General features: G+C 59.8%; 16 protein-coding genes and 1 pseudogene. 7 read left to right on the forward strand and 10 right to left on the reverse strand.

Translation table 11 applies throughout. The features are described from left to right. Nucleotides 1–230: 230 nt before the first annotated feature. The 8 genes and pseudogenes from ACIP66_RS01075 to ACIP66_RS01110 all read right to left on the reverse strand — a co-directional run bounded on the left by ACIP66_RS01075 (nucleotide 231) and on the right by ACIP66_RS01110 (nucleotide 7128). A pseudogene (locus ACIP66_RS01075) lies at nucleotides 231–487 on the reverse strand (hypothetical protein). Continuing rightward, a complete protein-coding gene (locus ACIP66_RS01080; protein ID WP_400644520.1) occupies nucleotides 484–696 on the reverse strand; it encodes a hypothetical protein in 213 nt (70 codons plus the stop codon). The pseudogene ACIP66_RS01075 and the gene ACIP66_RS01080 overlap by 4 nt, the downstream one beginning before the upstream one ends. Before the next feature lie 417 nt (nucleotides 697–1113). Further along, entirely contained in the window at nucleotides 1114–1293 is a 180-nt protein-coding gene (locus tag ACIP66_RS01085; protein ID WP_007917967.1) for a hypothetical protein, read from the reverse strand. 156 nt (nucleotides 1294–1449) lie between these two features. After that, complete coding sequence (locus ACIP66_RS01090) at nucleotides 1450–2625, reverse strand: lactonase family protein (protein WP_400644523.1); 1176 nt, start codon at nucleotides 2623–2625, stop codon at nucleotides 1450–1452. Further along, nucleotides 2612–2923, reverse strand: a complete 312-nt coding sequence (locus ACIP66_RS01095) for a DUF5629 family protein (protein ID WP_212549336.1) — start codon at nucleotides 2921–2923, stop codon at nucleotides 2612–2614. The genes ACIP66_RS01090 and ACIP66_RS01095 overlap by 14 nt, the downstream gene beginning before the upstream one ends. A 154-nt stretch (nucleotides 2924–3077) precedes the next feature. Continuing rightward, nucleotides 3078–4658, reverse strand: coding sequence for an aldehyde dehydrogenase (NADP(+)) (locus tag ACIP66_RS01100; RefSeq protein WP_400644525.1), 1581 nt, complete (start codon nucleotides 4656–4658; stop codon nucleotides 3078–3080). A 9-nt stretch (nucleotides 4659–4667) separates the two neighbouring features. Beyond that, a complete protein-coding gene (gene araD1, locus ACIP66_RS01105; RefSeq protein ID WP_400644528.1) occupies nucleotides 4668–5660 on the reverse strand; it encodes an AraD1 family protein in 993 nt (330 codons plus the stop codon). 145 nt (nucleotides 5661–5805) lie between these two features. Further along, nucleotides 5806–7128 (reverse strand): MFS transporter, encoded by a 1323-nt coding sequence (locus ACIP66_RS01110; RefSeq protein ID WP_159815096.1) that lies wholly within the window; start codon nucleotides 7126–7128, stop codon nucleotides 5806–5808. A 193-nt stretch (nucleotides 7129–7321) separates the two neighbouring features. On the opposite strand from ACIP66_RS01110, the gene ACIP66_RS01115 reads away from it, so the two are divergent. Both ACIP66_RS01115 and ACIP66_RS01120 read left to right on the forward strand, forming a co-directional pair. Beyond that, entirely contained in the window at nucleotides 7322–9058 is a 1737-nt protein-coding gene (locus ACIP66_RS01115) for an IlvD/Edd family dehydratase (RefSeq protein ID WP_400644531.1), read from the forward strand. A gap of 223 nt (nucleotides 9059–9281) precedes the next feature. Further along, nucleotides 9282–10001: a FadR/GntR family transcriptional regulator gene (locus ACIP66_RS01120; protein WP_053121168.1), complete on the forward strand. Its 720-nt coding sequence runs from the start codon at nucleotides 9282–9284 to the stop codon at nucleotides 9999–10001. Between the two features lie 304 nt (nucleotides 10002–10305). Here the strand turns inward: ACIP66_RS01120 and ACIP66_RS01125 are convergent, their stop codons facing one another. Then, nucleotides 10306–12690 (reverse strand): RND family transporter, encoded by a 2385-nt coding sequence (locus ACIP66_RS01125; protein WP_053121170.1) that lies wholly within the window; start codon nucleotides 12688–12690, stop codon nucleotides 10306–10308. Next, nucleotides 12687–13730 carry a YCF48-related protein gene (locus tag ACIP66_RS01130; RefSeq protein ID WP_212546093.1) on the reverse strand — a complete coding sequence of 348 codons (1044 nt, stop codon included), beginning with the start codon at nucleotides 13728–13730 and terminating at the stop codon, nucleotides 12687–12689. The genes ACIP66_RS01125 and ACIP66_RS01130 overlap by 4 nt, the downstream gene beginning before the upstream one ends. Before the next feature lie 427 nt (nucleotides 13731–14157). Between ACIP66_RS01130 and ACIP66_RS01135 the strand changes: the two genes are divergently transcribed. The 5 genes from ACIP66_RS01135 to ACIP66_RS01155 all read left to right on the forward strand — a co-directional run bounded on the left by ACIP66_RS01135 (nucleotide 14158) and on the right by ACIP66_RS01155 (nucleotide 18121). Further along, nucleotides 14158–14748, forward strand: a complete 591-nt coding sequence (locus ACIP66_RS01135; protein WP_007917992.1) for an amino acid synthesis family protein — start codon at nucleotides 14158–14160, stop codon at nucleotides 14746–14748. 31 nt (nucleotides 14749–14779) lie between these two features. After that, a complete protein-coding gene (locus ACIP66_RS01140) occupies nucleotides 14780–15613 on the forward strand; it encodes an alpha/beta fold hydrolase (protein ID WP_159815099.1) in 834 nt (277 codons plus the stop codon). Continuing rightward, nucleotides 15610–17091 carry an aldehyde dehydrogenase gene (locus ACIP66_RS01145; protein WP_053121176.1) on the forward strand — a complete coding sequence of 494 codons (1482 nt, stop codon included), beginning with the start codon at nucleotides 15610–15612 and terminating at the stop codon, nucleotides 17089–17091. The genes ACIP66_RS01140 and ACIP66_RS01145 overlap by 4 nt, the downstream gene beginning before the upstream one ends. Nucleotides 17092–17103: 12 nt before the next feature. Beyond that, nucleotides 17104–17589 carry a flavin reductase family protein gene (locus ACIP66_RS01150; RefSeq protein WP_053121178.1) on the forward strand — a complete coding sequence of 162 codons (486 nt, stop codon included), beginning with the start codon at nucleotides 17104–17106 and terminating at the stop codon, nucleotides 17587–17589. Between the two features lie 127 nt (nucleotides 17590–17716). Then, nucleotides 17717–18121 carry a carboxymuconolactone decarboxylase family protein gene (locus ACIP66_RS01155; protein WP_053121180.1) on the forward strand — a complete coding sequence of 135 codons (405 nt, stop codon included), beginning with the start codon at nucleotides 17717–17719 and terminating at the stop codon, nucleotides 18119–18121. The last annotated feature ends 38 nt before the right edge of the window (nucleotides 18122–18159 follow it).

Here is an 18159-nt window from a genome sequence, read left to right on the forward strand (position 1 = left end):
TCCCACGCGGGGCGTGGGAACGATCAACCCTGTGGTGAGGGGATTTTTGTGGCGAGGGGATTTATCCCCGTTCGGCTGCGAAGCAGTCGTGAAACCATTCTATGCGGTGTGTCAGGCAAATTTGAGTTGCAGGATTTGGGGCTGCTTCGCAGCCCATCGGAGATAAATCCCCTCGCCACAATAAATCCCCTCGCCACAATAAATTCCATCACCACAATGGATTGCGGTGTCTAGGCAAGCGCATTGCACATCCCAAGCGCCATGCAATCCACTTCGAAAGGCCCAAGGAAATCCGCCGAAACCTTCACCGGCGGATTCCCCGCCATCAGCCCCAGCGTATTCGCCCGTTCGATGTTGTGCGCAATGCTGGATTGGCCTCTATGGCCCGCGCCAACCCGCCCACCGAACCCTGACCCATCCCTAATAACGAAGCGCCGTTAGTCATGACCGCCAGACTGGCGATGACCCAAAGTCTGTAGCCTTTCATGCGCCGCCGACTCCTGCGAGTTCAGCCCGGTCGACCATCACGCTCTGCGAGCGGACTTCGAACTGGATGCCAGGATGGGAGACGTCTATCGGTGCGTCGAAGCTGTGTTCCATCTGCGAGGCGATGCTGACGACCAGTACAACGGCCAGGTAAAGACCGATGGCCAGGTAGGCGCCGCGTTTGGCTGAAGTGATGATTGCGCTGGCCATGGTGTTCTCCCGTGGGCATGTTTCGATGGCCACAGAATCGATCAAAACAGCACGGGCAACCACTCAGGGTTTTCCATAGTGAACATCAGCTGCGTTGATTATTTAGCCGGTCTATTTGCGCGTTTGAGAAAACCTATGACTGTGCTTCACGCACACGGGGGCGACGGTCTTTACGGACCGTTCCCACGCTCTGCGTGGGAATGCAGCCCGTGACGCTCCGCGTCACTGGACGCAGAGCGTCCCTAGAGGCATTCCCACGCAGAGCGTGGGAACGATCAGACCACACGCGCACAAACATGTAGGAGCTGCCGAAGGCTGCGATCTTTTGACGTTTAAGATCAAAAGATCGCAGCCTTCGGCAGCTCCTACAGGAGATCGTGTGAATCCCCCGAATGGTGCGGAGGCAGAATGGGACTTTCAGTGTTGGGCTTTGTGATCCAGAGCAGCGTAGAAGTTGGCGCTCTGTTGCAGGTATTTTTGGGTGTAGCTCTGGGTGTGGGATTTTTTGCTGTTGATTTCAACGTTGGCGCTGGCTGGCAGCACAACGGTGGCGGAGATGGCGGAAGCGGCGATAACGGAGAAGAGATTGAAGTTCATGGCGGTAACCCTCGTGTTCGGTTGGCTTGCTTGCCCGGTTGGGCTGTGAAGCAAACTTAACGCTCGACGGTTACTCGCCTGAAATGCTTTGTAGCATTACCGAATATCAGCGCGATTGATACAAAGAGACAGGCCCCGTAAACCGGGGCCTGTGGCTTATTGTCGCACCATAAACTTCAGGTCGCTCGGGGCGTCCATTGGCAGTTTCTGCACGGTTTTGCCGAGCAGACCGGTCTTGCTGTCGCGTTCAACGACAACAATCTGGTTGCTCTTCTGGTTAGCGATCAGCAGGAACTTGCCGCTCGGATCGAGACTGAATTCGCGCGGATGATCACCTTCCACCGAACGCTTTTGCAGCTCTTTGAGCTGGGCGGTCGCCGGATCGATGCTGAACACCACCATCTGATTCGCGGTGCCACGGTTGCTGACGTAGAGGAACTTGCCGTCCGCCGAGGTGTGCAGCGCCGCGCCGGCCTTGTCCGAGGTCGGTTGACCGGCGGCCAGATCGACCAGTTGGGTCTGCGTCAGCACGCCATCGTTGTAATCGAACACCGCGACCTGCGCACTCATTTCCATGGTCAGCCAGGCATGTTTGCCGTCAGCGCTGAACAGCAAATGACGTGGGCCACTGCCGGCTGGCATGGCGACGAACGCGGTTTTCGCTGGGGTCAGCGGCAGATCAGGGTTGGCTTTCGGGTCGAATTGGTAGATGAAGACCTTGTCGGCGCCCAGATCATTGGAGAACACGTAACGACCGTCCGGCGAGGAAATCGTCGAGTGCACGTGGTTCGACGCCTGGCGCTCAGGGTTGACCCGGCTCGCCGGGTGCGCGCTCATTTGCACTACCGGTTTCAGCTTGCCGTCAGCACCGACGGGCAACACCGCCAAGGTTCCGCCCGGATCTTCCACCACCGAATAGTTGCTGACGAACAGGTGGCTGGCGTCGCCGCTGAGGCTCGAATGGGTCGGCTCGTTGCCCAGGCTCTGTACTTGATTGATCAGGGTCAGGGCGTGGGTTTTCGGATCGATCAAATAGCTGCTGACGCGGCCGACCGGGTCTTTCTGGCCCGGGCCGTTTTCATTGACCACGAACAGGCGATGCTGGTCTTTGGACAGGGTCAGCCACGATGGGTTTTCGCTCTTCACCACTTGCAGCGGCTTGGCGTCGATCTGGCCAGTGGCGCTGTCGAAATTCATTCGATAGATGCCCTGGCTGGTGCCGGCGGTGTAAGAACCGACCAGCAATTGAAAGCTTTCTGCCGATGCCGTGGACAGGCCCATGGCACCTACGCTGCCGGCCATCAGCAGCGGCCAGAATTTACGCATTTTCATCAGTGTCATCCTCATCATCGCTGCTGCTGACGACATCGCCATGGCACACCAGGCGGTGTTCGCCGATCGCTTTGGTTTCATTGAAATAGCCGACGATCAGCCAGCTCTGCAGCGAGTCATCGAACGTGGCCGCTGCAACTTGAGCCGGGGTGAATTGCCAATGCTTGGCCGCTCGGCCATCGATGCATTCGATGTGCAGATTGTCGTCTTCGTCGAGGGCGAATTCGAAGGCATGCAGGCCGTCGATTTCGACCATGCCGCAGTGTTCGAGGGCGTTGAGAAGGGTTTGGGCAGTCATGGCAATCAAGTCTTTCAGGGGGAAACCGGCAATGATAGCTCAAGAAGCACACTCCCCCTGTAGGAGCTGCCGAAGGCTGCGATCTTTTGATGTTGTTTTTTGAAATCAAGATCAAAAGATCTCAGCCTTCGGCAGCTCCTACAGGGGTGGTATGTCAGAGGGCTTCGCGGCTTGGTTTGCCGTCAACCAGGCGCTGGATGCGCAGCGGGTTGGCGTTTTTCAGTGGCTCCGGCAACAAGCTGTCCGGGTAGTTCTGGAAGCACACCGGGCGCAGGAAGCGGTCGATCGCCAGCGTGCCGACCGAGGTGCCGCGTGCATCGGAGGTGGCCGGATACGGCCCGCCGTGCACCATCGAATCGCACACCTCAACGCCAGTTGGATAGCCGTTAAGCAAGATCCGCCCGACCTTCTGCTCCAGCAGCGGCGTCAGTTCAGCGAAGCGCTCGAAGTCCGCCAATTCACCAATAATCGTCGCCGTCAGTTGACCGTGCAGACCCTGCAACGCCGCGCTGAGTTGCGCCTTGTCCGCCACTTCAACAATCACCGTAGTCGGGCCGAACACTTCTTCCTGCAGGACTTCGTCGCCCTCGATCAACAGGCTGACGTCAGCCTTGAACAACTGCGGCTGCGCCTGATTGCCCTGCTGCGGATTGCCGGCCAGATGTTCGATGCCGGGATGCGCCAGCAGCTTCTGCAAGCCCTTGCCGTAGCTGCCGAGGGTGCCCGCGTTGAGCATGGTTTGCGCCGGCTGATCACCGATCAAACCCGCAACCTGCTGCACAAACGCACTGAACTCTGGCGAACGAATGCCGATCACCAAGCCAGGATTGGTGCAGAACTGGCCGCAGCCTTGCACCACCGAAGCGGTCAAATCGCGGGCGATGGTTTCGGATCGCTCGGCCAATGCCTGCGGCAAAACGATCACCGGATTGATGCTCGACATCTCGGCGAACACCGGGATCGGTTGCGGGCGCGCCGCCGCCATGTCGCACAGCGCACGACCGCCCTTCAGCGAGCCAGTGAAACCAACTGCTTGAATCGCCGGATGCTTGACCAGCCATTCACCGACGCCACCGCCGTAGATCATGTTGAACACACCGGCCGGCATCGCGGTTTTTTCGGCGGCGCGAATCAGCGCATCAGCAACCAGCTCTGCTGTCGCCATGTGGCCGCTGTGGGCCTTGAACACCACCGGGCAACCGGCGGCCAGCGCCGATGCCGTGTCGCCGCCGGCAGTGGAAAATGCCAGCGGAAAGTTGCTCGCACCGAACACTGCTACTGGGCCGAGGCCGATGCGGTATTGACGCAGATCCGGGCGCGGCAATGGCTGCCGATCCGGCAGCGGCAAATCGATCCGTGCGCCATAGAAATCGCCACGGCGCAGCACTTTGGCGAACAGGCGCATCTGCCCGCTGGTGCGTCCGCGCTCACCCTGAATACGCCCGGCCGGCAATGCGGTTTCGCGGCAGACCACGGCGACGAAATCATCACCGAGGGCATCCAGTTCATCAGCGATCGCATCGAGAAACTGCGCGCGGCGCTCAGCGCTAAGGCTGCGATACGCCGGGTAGGCGGCAGCGGCAGCCTTGGCCGCAGCGCCGACTTCTTCCAGCGTGGCCTGAATGAAATCGTGGGGCAGTTGTTCGCCCGTGGTGGCGTCGACCGATTGCAATTTGACGTCGCCAGCGGCACTGCGCTGACCGCCGATGTAGTTGTGACCGAGAATCTGAGTCATGGGATCTCCTTAAAGGGTGCCGATGCTGTCCGGTTCAAAAGCCGCTGGAACCGGAACGATGCCGTTGACCAGCGGTGCGCCGAATTCGGCTTGGCTGATTTCGAAGACGTCACCCGGTTGGGTGCGAACCCCATCGGCAAACGACAGAGTCGCGGTGCCGAAGAAATGAATGTGCACGTCGCCGGGACGCAGGAACTGGCTGTACTTGAAGTGGTGGTATTCGAGGTTGGCGAGGCTGTGGCACATGTTCGCCTCGCCGCTGAGAAACTCGTTCTGCCAGAGCACTTCGCCGTCGCGCAGGATGCGGCTGGTGCCTGCCAGATGTTGAGGCAATTCACCGGTGCGAAGTTCCGGGCCATAGCTGCAACTGCGCAGTTTCGAGTGCGCCAGATACAGGTAATTCTTGCGTTCCATGACGTGGTCGGAGAACTCGTTACCGACCGCGAAACCGAGGCGATAAGGCTTGCCGTCGTTGCCGATGATGTACAGCCCGGCCATCTCAGGTTCTTCGCCGGCGTCTTCGGCAAATGGCGGTACCGGGAACGGTTGGCCCGGACGCACGACGATGCTGCCGTCGCCTTTGTAGAACCATTCCGGTTGCACACCGGCCTGCCCCGCCGCCGGTTTGCCGCCCTCCACGCCCCATTTGAAGATGCGCATGGTGTCGGTCATCGTCGCTTCGTCGCCGGCCTGCTGGTGCATTTTGTCGCGGGCCGAGGCGCTGCCGAGGTGGGTCAGGCCGGTGCCGCTGATCAACATGTGCGCTGGATCCGGGTGATCAAGTGGCGGCAGGATGCGCAGTTGCGACAGCAGTTCGCTGTAGTCGTGGCTGCTGCCGAGGCCGAGGGTTTGCACTTGCTGCTCGAGTGTGTTGCCGGCCTCGATGGCGGCGAGCGCCAGATCACGCACGCTGCGGGCGTCCTGTACTTCGCGCACCACACCGTTGTCGACCACGCCGACACGGCGTTCGCGGTTGCTTAATTCGAATTGAACCAGATGCATGATTTTCTCCTGTGTTATTCGAAACACCGCAGATCCTTGTAGGAGTGAGCCTGCTCGCGATAGCGGTGTGTCAGCCAAAAAGTTGTCAACTGATAGACCGCTATCGCGAGCAGGCTCACTCCTACAGGGGACCGGTGTGGGTCAGTCAGGTGCGGGTAGCGCCTCGTGCGCTGGCGGCGAACTGGTCAACCGGCAGGACGTGTTTGCGTTCCAGTACGCGGTAAACCACGCCCGTCAGGATCAAGCCAAACACCATCACCCCCGAGAGGAAATACAGGCCGGAACCGAGGTTGCCGGTGTATTCCTTCAACGCCCCAATCACAAACGGCCCGATGTACCCGCCGAGATTCCCCACCGAGTTAATCAACGCAATCCCCGCCGCCGCACTCGCGCCGGCAAAGAACCGCCCCGGCAATGTCCAGAACACCGCCGTGCAGGAAAACAGCGCAAACGCCACCAGACACAGCGCCGCCAGTTGCGCCACCGGCAAGGTCAGCCACGCGCTGAGGAACAGGCCAATCGCACCCAGCACATAAAGCACGGCGAGATGCCCGTAGCGATCATTCAAACGGTCAGAACTGCGCGGCACGATCAGCAAACCGATGATCCCGAAGATGTACGGCACCGATGAAACAAACCCAGTCACCAGATCGCTGCCGCCAAACTGTTTGATCAACGTCGGCAACCACAGACCCAATCCATAAATGCTCAACGTTACCGGCAGGTAAAACAGCGCCAGCAGCAACACGCGCTTGTCTTTCAGTGCATGCAGCGGATTGCCGTGGCGGGTCTGGCCGTATGCCTGCAGATCCTTTTTCAGTTCACCGGTCAGCCAGTCTTTTTCCGCCTGATCCATCCACTTCACTTGTTGCGGGCCGTCCGGCAACCAGCGCAACACCGGCCAGGTCAGCAGGATCGCCGGCGTGCCGATGACGATGAACAGCCACTGCCAGCCGTGCAGGCCCAGCACACCGTCCATGCCGAGCAAACCGCCGGACACCGGGCCGGTGATCATCATTGCGATCGGTTGCGAAAGGATGAACAGCCCGAGGATCTTGCCGCGATGGCGCACCGGGAACCATTGGGTGATGTAGTAGAGAACACCCGGGAAGAAGCCCGCCTCGGCCGCGCCGAGCAGAAAGCGCATCACGTAGAAACTGTGTGGGCCCTGGACGAAGGCCATGCCGATGGTGATCGCGCCCCAGGTGATCATGATTCGCGCGAACCAGCGGCGTGCGCCGAAGCGTTCGAGCATCAGGTTGCTGGGGATTTCGAGAAGGAAATAGCCGATGAAGAACAGCCCGGCGCCGAGGCCGTAAGCCGCATCGCCGATGCCAATGTCGGCGCCCATGTGCAGCTTGGCGAAGCCGACGGCGGAGCGATCCACATAGGCGATCAGGTACAGCAGGATCAGGAAGGGAATCAGTTTCAGCGTAATGCGCCGTATCAGCCGCAGTTCCTGGCTCATGAGATCGGTCTCCGATTGTTGTTTTTATAGAACCTTGGGGGACGCCTCTCGCGGAAAACCGTCAGGGCCATCCCTCCGTCGAAAACGACTATATAGTAATACTAATTCACCAACAACACTTCCAAACCTAGGATTTTTCGCTTAGATTACGCCGTAGCTGGAACACTATAGTCATACAATAAGAGAATCGATCATGTCTGATAAGAAACCCACCCTGCGCTCCGCCCAATGGTTTGGCACGGCCGACAAGAACGGCTTCATGTACCGCAGCTGGATGAAGAATCAGGGCATCGCCGACCACCAGTTCCATGGCAAGCCGATCATCGGCATCTGCAACACCTGGTCGGAACTGACCCCGTGCAACGCGCACTTCCGCCAGATTGCGGAGCACGTCAAACGCGGAGTGATCGAGGCCGGTGGTTTTCCGGTGGAATTCCCGGTGTTCTCCAACGGCGAATCGAACCTGCGCCCGACCGCCATGCTCACCCGCAACCTGGCGAGCATGGACGTTGAAGAAGCGATTCGCGGCAACCCGATTGACGGCGTGGTGCTGCTGACCGGATGCGACAAAACCACTCCAGCGCTGCTGATGGGCGCGGCCAGTTGCGATGTGCCAGCCATCGTCGTCACCGGCGGGCCGATGTTGAACGGCAAGCACAAGGGCAAGGACATCGGCTCGGGCACGGTGGTCTGGCAGCTCAGCGAGCAGGTCAAGGCTGGCACCATTACCATCGACGATTTCCTTGCGGCCGAGGGCGGCATGTCGCGTTCGGCGGGCACCTGCAACACCATGGGCACCGCGTCAACCATGGCCTGCATGGCTGAAGCACTCGGCACTTCGCTGCCGCACAACGCGGCGATTCCGGCGGTGGATGCGCGACGTTATGTGTTGGCACACATGTCCGGCATGCGCGCGGTGGAGATGGTTCGCGAAGATTTGAAGCTGTCGAAAATTCTGACCAAAGAAGCCCTTGAAAACGCTATCCGGGTGAACGCAGCCATCGGCGGTTCGACCAACGCGGTGATTCACTTGAAAGCCATCGCCGGGCGCATCGGCGTCGAGCTGGATCTGGATGACTGGACGCGCATGGGGCGCGGCATGCCGACCATCGTTGACCTGCAACCGTCCGGGCGTTTCCTGATGGAAGAGTTCTATTACGCCGGTGGTTTGCCGGCGGTGTTGCGTCGCCTCGGAGAAGCCAATCTGATTCCTCATCCGAATGCGTTGACCGTCAACGGCAAATCCATTGGCGAGAACACTAAGGACGCGCCGATCTATGGCGAAGACGAAGTGATCCGCACCCTCGACAACCCGATTCGCGCCGACGGCGGCATTTGCGTTTTGCGCGGCAATCTGGCGCCGCTGGGTGCGGTGCTCAAGCCATCTGCCGCGACGCCGGAACTGATGCAGCATCGCGGTCGCGCGGTGGTGTTCGAGAACTTTGATATGTACAAGGCGCGGATCAACGATCCGGAGCTGGATGTTGATAAAGATTCGATTCTGGTGATGAAGAACTGCGGGCCGAAGGGTTATCCGGGCATGGCTGAAGTCGGCAACATGGGCTTGCCGGCCAAGCTGTTGGCGCAGGGTGTGACCGACATGGTGCGCATTTCCGATGCACGGATGAGCGGCACGGCGTACGGCACGGTGGTCTTGCACGTGGCGCCGGAAGCGGCGGCGGGCGGGCCTTTGGCGACGGTGAAGGAAGGCGACTGGATCGAGCTGGATTGCGCGACCGGGCGTTTGCACCTGGATATTGCGGATGCCGAACTGGCGGCGCGTATGGCCGATCTGCAGCCTCCGCAGCAATTGTTGGTGGGCGGCTATCGTCAGTTGTACATCGACCATGTGCTGCAGGCGGATCAGGGGTGTGACTTTGACTTTTTGGTGGGTTGCCGTGGGGCTGAAGTGCCGCGTCATTCCCACTAGGAGCAAAAGATCGCAGCCTGCGGCAGCTCCTACCTTGGAATGCATCCCCCTGTAGGAGTGAGCCTGCTCGCGATAGCGGTGTGTCAGTCAGCAATTGTTCAGCTGACACACCGCTATCGCGAGCAGGCTCACTCCTACAGTTGCTTTTGTGTACTCCCTCAAGATTGTGCCGTGCCTGCTATGATGCGCGGCATCTCCATCGCTCAGGATCGCGCCGTTCCCCATGGATTACCGCAAACCCTCCGACCGCAAAAGCATGCACTCGCGCATCGTCCAGGAACTGGGCATGCAGATCGTCTCCGGACGCTTCAAGCCCGACGACAAACTGCCCGCCGAAGCCTTGCTCTGCGAAGAGTACGCGGTCAGCCGTCCGGTGTTGCGTGAAGCCACGCGAGTGCTGGTGGCCAAGGGTCTGGTGTATTCCAGGCCGCGTGTGGGCACGGTGGTCAAGGCACGCCGCGAATGGCACATGCTCGACCCGGACGTGCTGCACTGGCTGATGCAAAGCAGCCCACAGAATGAGTTCTTCAATGTGCTGACCAGTGTGCGCAGCATTATTGAGCCGGCGGCAGCCGCCCTCGCCGCTCAGCATGCGACCGAGGCGGATATTGCTTCGATTGGTGAGGCGTATCAGCGCATGGAAGCGGCGCCGACGCCGGAAGCCTTGTTGCAGCCGGATCTGGATTTCCATAGCCGGATTGCCGATGCGACGCACAATGATTTGCTGGCGAATCTGTGCAACATGTTGTCGGTGGCGATTGCCGAGGCGTTGAAGCATTCGAATCAGCGGCCGAATTTGCATGAATTGGCGTTGCCGCGGCATAAGGCGATTTTGACTGCCATTGAGAACCGCGATGCGCTGGGGGCTCGGCATGCGACGTTGGTGCAGCTGGATGATGCGCGTAGTGCTTTGAGTGTTGTGCTTGGCGCTGAACTCACTTAACGCTTGAGATCCTCTGCCCTCACCCTAGCCCTCTCCCAGAGGTAGAGGGGACCGATTGGGGGATGTTCAAGATTTACGCCGACTTGAACGATCTGCTGTGAATCCATAATTGGCTGGGATCTCAAGTCGAACGATTTGCTGTGAATCCATAATCGACTCGGTATTTCAGGTCGATGGATCAAGCCGCACCCCTCGGTCAGTCCCCTCTCCCTCGGGGAGAGGGTTAGGGTGAGGGGCTCTTGATCTCAAACAACAAAAAAGCCGCAACCCTAAGGTTGCGGCTTTGTCGTTTCAGCCCTTCAGATCAATGCGCAAACAGCGAGTTGCCCTTCTGCCCCGCCAGTTTCTCCGGTTTGATCAGGAACTTCGCCAGTGCCGGCAGCAGCCACAGCGCACCGAACATGTTCCACAGCAGCATGAAGGTCAGCATCAGGCCCATGTCGGCCTGGAACTTGATCGCCGAGAAGATCCAGGTGCACACACCAATCGCTAGGCACAAACCGGTGAACAGCACCGCTTTACCGGTGGATTTCAGCGTCTGGTAATAGGCTTCCTGCAACGGTAGCCCTGCGCGCAGGAAACTTTCCAGGCGACTGTAGATGTAGATGCCGTAGTCGACACCAATGCCCACACCCAGCGCCACCACCGGCAACGTCGCAACCTTCACGCCGATGCCCATGAACGCCATCAGCGCGTTGCCGAGTACCGAGGTCAGCACCAGCGGCAGGACGATGCACAAGGTCGCTGCCCACGAACGGAAGGTGATCATGCACATCACCGCCACGCAGATGTACACCAGAATCAGGATGGTCAGTTCAGCCTGTTTGATGACTTCGTTGGTGGCTGCTTCGATCCCGGCGTTACCGGCCGCGAGGATGAATTCCAGACCGTCCTTGTTGTTGTCCTTGGCGAATTCCTGCACGGCAGCCACCGCCCGATCGAGGGTCTCAGCCTTGTGATCGTTGAGGAAGATCAGCACCGGTGCCAGCGAGCAGCTGTTGTTGTACAGGCCGTCTGCGCGGGCAATCGAGTTGTTCAGCACGTCGGGGTTACGCGACAGGGTTTCCCATTTCAGGTTGCCCTCGTTCATGCCCTTGATCATCTGCTTGGACACGGTCACCAGGGAGATCGCCGACTGCACGCCCTCGGTGTTCTGCATCTTCCACATCAGCTCGTCGATCGGCGCCATGGCCTCGTAGCGTGAGCAGCCTTCAGCCTTGGTCTTGACCATCACCACCAGCACGTCGGAACTGGTCGAGTAGTTGTTGATGATGAAATTGTTGTCCTTGTTGTAGCGCGAGTCCGGACGCAGTTCCGGTGCGCCCTGGTCGAGGTCACCGATTTTCAGGTTCTGGCTGTACCAGAGGCCGCCACCGAAAGCGATCAGCGCCAGCACCACCGAGATGCGTGCGACTTTCGGGTTGGCGAAGTTCGACAGCAGGCGCCAGAACGGGTGTTCGCGGTTTGCGTCTTTCTTGCTTTTGGCAATTGCGCGCTTGCTGATGCCGACATAGGAAATGGCGACCGGCAGCAGGATCAGGTTAGTGAACACGATCACCGCCACGCCGATGGACGCGCCGATCGCCAGTTCACGGATCACGCCGATATCGATGATCAGCAGCGTGATGAAGCCCACCGCATCCGCGAGAATCGCGATCATCCCCGGCAGGAACAGTTGCCGGAAGGTGCGTCGCGCAGCAGTCAGGGCGTTATCCGCCTCACTGGATTGCAGGGCGATACCGTTGATCTTCTGCACGCCGTGGGAGATACCGATGGCGAAGATCAGGAACGGCACCAGCATCGAATACGGATCGAGTCCGAAGCCAAAGAAGTGCATCAACCCAAGCTGCCAGACCACCGCCACCAGCGTCGTACTCAGTACCGCGATGGTGCTGCGCACGCAGTTGGTGAACCACAGCAGCAGGATCAGGGTGATGACAAACGCGATGCCGAAGAACAGCACCACCATCACCAGACCGTCGATCAGGTCACCAACCTTCTTGGCGAAACCGACGATGTGGATCTTGATGTTGGGGTTCTGTGCTTCGAACTTGGTGCGGATCTTGTCTTCCAGTTCATGGGAGAACTGGCGGTAGTCCAGCGCGAGCAACTTGCCCTGATCCTGCGGATCCGGGTACGACTCGAGCAGCGGGATATCGACGATGCTCGACTTGAAGTCGTTGGACACCAGACGCCCGACCTGGCCGGACTTGAGCACGTTGTTGCGCAGCAGATCGAGGCTGTCCTGCGAGCCGTTGTAGCTCTGCGGGATCACTTCACCGCCGGCAAAACCTTCCTCGGTCACTTCGGTCCAGCGTACGCTCGGGCTCCACAGCGACTTCAGACCGGAACGGTCAACGCCGGAAATGTAGAACACCTCGTCGTTGATCTGGCGCAGGGTCTCCATGTATTCCTTGGAGAAGATGTCGCCGTCAGTGGCTTCGACCGAAATGCGCACGGTGTTGCCGAGGTTCGCCAGGTCGTTGCGGTGCTCCATCATCTTCTCGATGAACGGATGCTTGAGCGGGATCATTTTTTCGAAACTGGTCGACGGGCGGATCAGCGTCGCCTGCCAGAACAGGAAAATGCTCACCACCAGACAGATCAGAATCACTGCCGGGCGGTTGTTGAAGATCAGGCGCTCAAGGAACGTCGCCTTTTCCTGCTGAGGAGTGATCAAGGAAGTCATAGCCCCGCCTTCTTATTATTAACTTCGGCGCCGTTTGGCTGAGTGGTGTGAACGCCACCCTGCCCGGTCAGAATCAGGTTGCCGTCGCCGGCCGCGGTGACGGAAGACAGCGAGATGCGATCCGGACGGTTGAACACGCTGAACGTTTCGCCGTTGTCGCTGCTGCTGACCACTGAGCCGCCGTTACCGACGATGACGATCGAGCCATCCGGCAGCAAGGTCGCGCCGGACAGACCGAATTCCAGCGCACCGCGCGCGGCTTTCAGTTCGACCTGTTCCCAGGTGCTGCCGAAATCGGTCGAGCGGTAGAGGTTGCCGCGCAAGCCGTAAGCCAGCAGGGTTTGCGCCTGGGCCGTGCCGATCACGCCGAACAGCGAACCTTCGTACGGGCCTTCGAGTTTTTCCCAGGTCTGACCCCAGTCGGCGGAGCGGAACATGCTGCCCGACTCGCCGACGATGAACAGGCCGGCGTCTTTCACCGCCGCGATGGCGTTGAGGTGGAACTGGTCTTCGTTGTCGAGGCGGTCGCTAACGTCTTCCCAATGTTTGCCACCGTCGGTGGTTTCCATCAGCGAACCGTAAGCGCCCACGGCAAAGCCGCTGTTGACGTCCTTGAACCAGACGTCGAGCAGCGGCGATTCACGTTTGAGGTCTTCGAATTGCTTGGTCCAGGTCAGACCGCCGTCTTCGCTGGCGAGGATTTGCGCGTCGTGGCCGACCGCCCAGCCGTGTTTGTCGTCGGCAAAATACACGGAGGTCAGCAGTTGCCGGCTCGGCACCTTGGCCTGCTTCCAGGTTTTGCCCTGGTCATCGGAATAGACGATGTGCCCACGATCCCCGACCGCGACCAGGCGCGCACCGGCGTGGACGACATCAAGAATCAGGCTTTTCGCGGCTTTGCTGGATTCGGTGGCATAGACCACGTCGGCCGGGGCCTCAGCGGCAATTACGGGTGCCGACAACGTGGCAAAGCCCAGCAGAGAGAGTGCTGTGGCCAGCAACGCGGTGTTGCGTAACGCCGGCGGGCGGCAACGACTCATAGACCTTCCCCTATTTATTATTGTTAGGCCATTTGGCCTTCAAGGGCGCCGCAAGTGTGCTCCGCTGATGGCAGATCAGAAGCATAGTCCTGAAACCCGCAATCCAGAGCCACTTCGGAAGCTGGCTCATCCTATCGGGCTTTAGAAACGTCTGACAATCGGCGCCACGTTATCTTTTGTTAACCGCACGGGCTGAACGCGTCCCCCTGTAGGAGCTGACGATTGAAACGAGGCTGCGATCTTTTGATCCTGGCCTTTAAAAGTCAAAAGATCGCAGCGTGCCGCAGCTCCTACAGGGATTTCGCGTTGTTATGACGGAGGATTCGTCGGATGGATGAAGGGAATCTTGTTAGGGGGACTTGCACGATCGGTATTATGGTATACCATCAGACGCACAGACACTCTCAATCCCCCTACGGAGCAGCTCATGAGTTTCGAAATTCGCAAGATCGTCAGCTATGTCGAAGAAACCTTCATCGAAGGCGGCAAGGCAACCGACAAGCCAGTGACCATGGTCGGCCTCGCCGTGGTGATGAAAAACCCTTGGGTGGGCAACGGTTTCGTCGAAGACCTCAAACCGCAGATCCGCGCCAACTGCTCCGACCTCGGTGCGCTGATGGTCGAGCGTCTGGTCGGCATCATCGGCGGTGCGGAGAAGATCGAGGCTTACGGCAAAGCCGCCGTGGTCGGTGCTGATGGCGAGATCGAACACGCCTCCGCCGTGATCCACACTCTGCGCTTCGGCAACCACTACCGTGAAGCCGTCAACGCCAAGAGCTACCTGAGCTTCACCAACAAGCGTGGCGGCCCGGGCACTTCGATTCAGATCCCGATGATGCACAAGGACGACGAAGGTCAGCGTTCGCACTACATCACCCTGGAAATGCAGATCGAAGACGCGCCGCGTGCCGACGAAATCGTTGTCGTGCTGGGTTGCGCCGACGGTGGTCGTCTGCACCCGCGCATCGGCAACCGCTACATCGATCTGGAAGAACTGGCCGCCGAAAAAGCCCAGTAATCACAATAAAAAGGCATTGCAGGAGCGCTCCATGATTCGGCTCACCGCTGAACTCACCCCGGCTGGCACCAGTTACCTGGCGACCGGCCAAGGCCAGCCCGTGGTTTTGATCCACGGCGTGGGCCTGAACAAAGAAATGTGGGGCGGCCAGATTGTCGGCCTGTCCAGCCAGTACCGGGTGATCGCCTACGATATGCTCGGTCATGGCGCCAGCCCGCGACCGGCCAGCGGCACCAACCTGCTCGGTTACGCCGACCAGTTGCTGGAGCTGCTCGATCACCTCAATCTGCCGCAGGCAGCGGTGATCGGCTTCTCCATGGGCGGTCTGGTCGCGCGGGCCTTTGCCCTGCATTACCCGGAGCGCCTGCAAAGCCTGGTGGTGTTGAACAGCGTGTTCAACCGCAGCGAAGAACAGCGTGCCGGCGTCATCGCTCGCACCGCGCAAGCAGCCGAGCACGGCCCGGACGCGAATGCCGAAGCGGCGCTGTCGCGCTGGTTCAGCCGCGAGTATCAGGCGGCCAACCCGGCGCAGATCGCGGCGATCCGTCAGACCCTCGCCGGTAATGATCCGCAAGGCTATCTGACCACTTATGAATTGTTCGCCACCCAAGACATGTACCGCGTTGACGACTTGGGCAGTATTCAAGCGCCGACGCTGATCGCCACCGGCGAACTCGACCCGGGTTCGACCCCGGAAATGGCCGAGCAACTGGCCCGACGCATCCCCGGTGCGAAGGTTGCCGTGCTGGCCGAGCAACGGCATATGATGCCAGTAGAGTCGCCGCGTCTGGTCAATCAGACGCTGCTGGAATTTCTCGAATTCGCACACTCCCGACAAAACCCTATACAGGGGATCGTTGCATGACACTCGCACGCTTCCAGATGTGCATCGGCGGAGAATGGGTCGACGCCCTCTCCGGCAAGACTTTCGAAAGCCTCAACCCGGCCTCCGCGCAAGCCTGGGCAGAATTGCCTGACGCTGATGAAGCGGACGTCGAACGCGCCGTGCAAGCGGCACAAACTGCTTTCGACAGCCCGGCATGGCGCGGCCTGACCGCCACCGCACGGGGCAAGTTGCTGCGCCGTCTCGGTGACTTGATCGCCGAAAATAAAGAACAACTGGCGCAGCTGGAAAGCCGCGACAACGGCAAACTGATCCGCGAAACCCGTGGCCAGGTCAGCTATCTGCCAGAATTTTTCCACTACACCGCCGGTCTTGCCGACAAGCTCGAAGGCGGCACGCTGCCGCTGGATAAGCCCGATCTGTTCGCCTACACCGTGCACGAAGCGATGGGTGTGGTCGCGGCGATCATTCCGTGGAACAGCCCGCTGTATCTGACCGCGATCAAACTCGCCCCGGCCCTCGCCGCTGGCAACACGATTGTGATCAAGCCGTCCGAGCACGCCTCGGCGACGATTCTGGAACTGGCGCGTCTGGCCCTCGAAGCCGGAATTCCGCCGGGTGTGGTCAACGTCGTCACCGGTTACGGCCCGAGCACCGGCGCCGCCCTCACCCGCCATCCGCTGATCCGCAAAATCGCCTTCACCGGCGGCGCGGCGACGGCACGGCATGTGGTGCGCAGCAGCGCCGAGAACTTCGCCAAGCTGTCGCTGGAACTGGGTGGCAAGTCGCCGAACATCATCTTCGCCGACGCCGATCTCGACAGCGCGATCAACGGCGCGATTGCCGGGATTTATGCGGCGTCCGGGCAGAGTTGCGTGTCTGGCTCGCGCCTTTTGGTGCAGGACGAAATCTACGACGAATTCGTCAATCGCCTGGTCGAACGCGCCCAGCGCATTCGCATCGGCAACCCGCAGGAAGACGCCAGCGAAATGGGCCCGATGGCCACCGCGCAGCAACTGGCGGTGGTCGAAGGTCTGGTCGCTGATGCCATCGCTGAGGGCGCGCGGTTGCGCACTGGCGGCAAGCGGCCGACCGATCTCGGTGACGGCTGGTTCTACGAGCCAACCCTGTTCGAATGCGACCGCAATTCGATGAAGATCATGCAGGAAGAAGTCTTTGGCCCGGTGGCTTCGGTGATCCGTTTCAAAGATGAAGCCGAGGCGCTGGCCATCGCCAACGACTCGCAGTTCGGCCTCGCGGCGGGCATCTGGACGCGTGATTTGGGCCGGGCGCATCGCCTCGCTCGCGATGTGCGCTCGGGGATTATCTGGGTCAACACTTACCGAGCGGTATCGGCGATGGCGCCGATCGGCGGTTTCAAGAACAGTGGCTATGGACGCGAAAGCGGCATCGATTCGGTGCTGGCCTACACCGAACTGAAAACGGTGTGGATCAACTTGTCTCAGGCGCCAATGCCTGATCCGTTTGTGATGCGCTAGGAGTCCTGCGAAATGATCGAACCCGGCATTTACAAAGACGTCATGAGCTCGTTTCCGTCCGGCGTCACGGTGGTTACCACTGTTGACCCGGAGGGCGGCATTGTCGGCATCACCGCCAGCGCTTTTAGCGCGCTGTCGATTGACCCGGCGCTGGTGCTGTTCTGCCCTAACTACGCCTCCGACACTTATCCGATTCTGCGTGACAGCAAGAAGTTTGCGATTCACTTGCTGTCGGCTGACCAGACCGCAGAGGCCTATGCCTTTGCCGGTAAAGGCAAGGACAAAGCCGCCGGTATCGAGTGGCATTTGAGCGAACTCGGTAACCCGATTCTCGCCAAAGCCACCGCGATCATCGAGTGCGAGTTGTGGCGCGAATATGACGGCGGCGATCACGCGATCATCGTTGGCGCGGTGAAGAACCTGATCCTGCCCGCGCAACCGGTGACACCGATGATCTACCACAAAGGCAAGCTCGGCCCGTTGCCGACCCTGGCCTGACGGATTCACACAAATCCCAGTAGGAGCTGCCGAAGGCTGCGATCTTTTGACTTTGATTTTCAAGAGCAAGATCAAAAGATCGCAGCCTTCGGCAGCTCCTACAGGGTAATTGGGTGATGGAGGAATGATGAGTAACGAGAAGTATGAAAAAGGCCTGAAGATCCGCACTCAGGTGCTGGGCGAAGCCTATGTGCAGCGTTCGATAGACAACGCCGACGACTTCACCCGCCCGCTGCAGGAAATGGTCACCGAATACTGCTGGGGCCATGTCTGGGGTCGTGAAGGTTTGTCGCTCAAGGAGCGCAGCATGATCAACCTGGCGATGATCTCGGCGCTCAACCGTCCGCACGAACTCAAGCTGCATGTGCGCGGCGCCTTGCGTAACGGCCTGAGTCGTGAGCAAATACGCGAAATTCTGCTTCAGGTCGGCATTTATTGCGGCGTTCCGGCAGCCGTGGACAGTTTCCGGCTGGCCCGTGAAGCCTTCGCCGAAGCCGACGCCGAAGCCCCAGTTAACCCCTCGGCTGTTTAGATGCCCGTCTGGCATGGACAGCCAACCGAAAGAGCGGA

This window comes from Pseudomonas sp. NPDC088429, from assembly GCF_044753305.1.
In the GTDB taxonomy this organism is placed as follows: Bacteria; Pseudomonadota; Gammaproteobacteria; order Pseudomonadales; family Pseudomonadaceae; genus Aquipseudomonas; species Aquipseudomonas rustica.

What these genes read in the sequence shown, in the direction of transcription:
- ACIP66_RS01080 (WP_400644520.1), bottom strand. Translation starts at nt 696, where the DNA reads ATGGCCAGCGCAATCATCACTTCAGCCAAACGCGGCGCCTACCTGGCC.
- ACIP66_RS01085 (WP_007917967.1), bottom strand. Translation starts at nt 1,293, where the DNA reads ATGAACTTCAATCTCTTCTCCGTTATCGCCGCTTCCGCCATCTCCGCC.
- ACIP66_RS01090 (WP_400644523.1), bottom strand. Translation starts at nt 2,625, where the DNA reads ATGAAAATGCGTAAATTCTGGCCGCTGCTGATGGCCGGCAGCGTAGGT.
- ACIP66_RS01095 (WP_212549336.1), bottom strand. Translation starts at nt 2,923, where the DNA reads ATGACTGCCCAAACCCTTCTCAACGCCCTCGAACACTGCGGCATGGTC.
- ACIP66_RS01100 (WP_400644525.1), bottom strand. Translation starts at nt 4,658, where the DNA reads ATGACTCAGATTCTCGGTCACAACTACATCGGCGGTCAGCGCAGTGCC.
- araD1 (WP_400644528.1), bottom strand. Translation starts at nt 5,660, where the DNA reads ATGCATCTGGTTCAATTCGAATTAAGCAACCGCGAACGCCGTGTCGGC.
- ACIP66_RS01110 (WP_159815096.1), bottom strand. Translation starts at nt 7,128, where the DNA reads ATGAGCCAGGAACTGCGGCTGATACGGCGCATTACGCTGAAACTGATT.
- ACIP66_RS01115 (WP_400644531.1), top strand. Translation starts at nt 7,322, where the DNA reads ATGTCTGATAAGAAACCCACCCTGCGCTCCGCCCAATGGTTTGGCACG.
- ACIP66_RS01120 (WP_053121168.1), top strand. Translation starts at nt 9,282, where the DNA reads ATGGATTACCGCAAACCCTCCGACCGCAAAAGCATGCACTCGCGCATC.
- ACIP66_RS01125 (WP_053121170.1), bottom strand. Translation starts at nt 12,690, where the DNA reads ATGACTTCCTTGATCACTCCTCAGCAGGAAAAGGCGACGTTCCTTGAG.
- ACIP66_RS01130 (WP_212546093.1), bottom strand. Translation starts at nt 13,730, where the DNA reads ATGAGTCGTTGCCGCCCGCCGGCGTTACGCAACACCGCGTTGCTGGCC.
- ACIP66_RS01135 (WP_007917992.1), top strand. Translation starts at nt 14,158, where the DNA reads ATGAGTTTCGAAATTCGCAAGATCGTCAGCTATGTCGAAGAAACCTTC.
- ACIP66_RS01140 (WP_159815099.1), top strand. Translation starts at nt 14,780, where the DNA reads ATGATTCGGCTCACCGCTGAACTCACCCCGGCTGGCACCAGTTACCTG.
- ACIP66_RS01145 (WP_053121176.1), top strand. Translation starts at nt 15,610, where the DNA reads ATGACACTCGCACGCTTCCAGATGTGCATCGGCGGAGAATGGGTCGAC.
- ACIP66_RS01150 (WP_053121178.1), top strand. Translation starts at nt 17,104, where the DNA reads ATGATCGAACCCGGCATTTACAAAGACGTCATGAGCTCGTTTCCGTCC.
- ACIP66_RS01155 (WP_053121180.1), top strand. Translation starts at nt 17,717, where the DNA reads ATGAGTAACGAGAAGTATGAAAAAGGCCTGAAGATCCGCACTCAGGTG.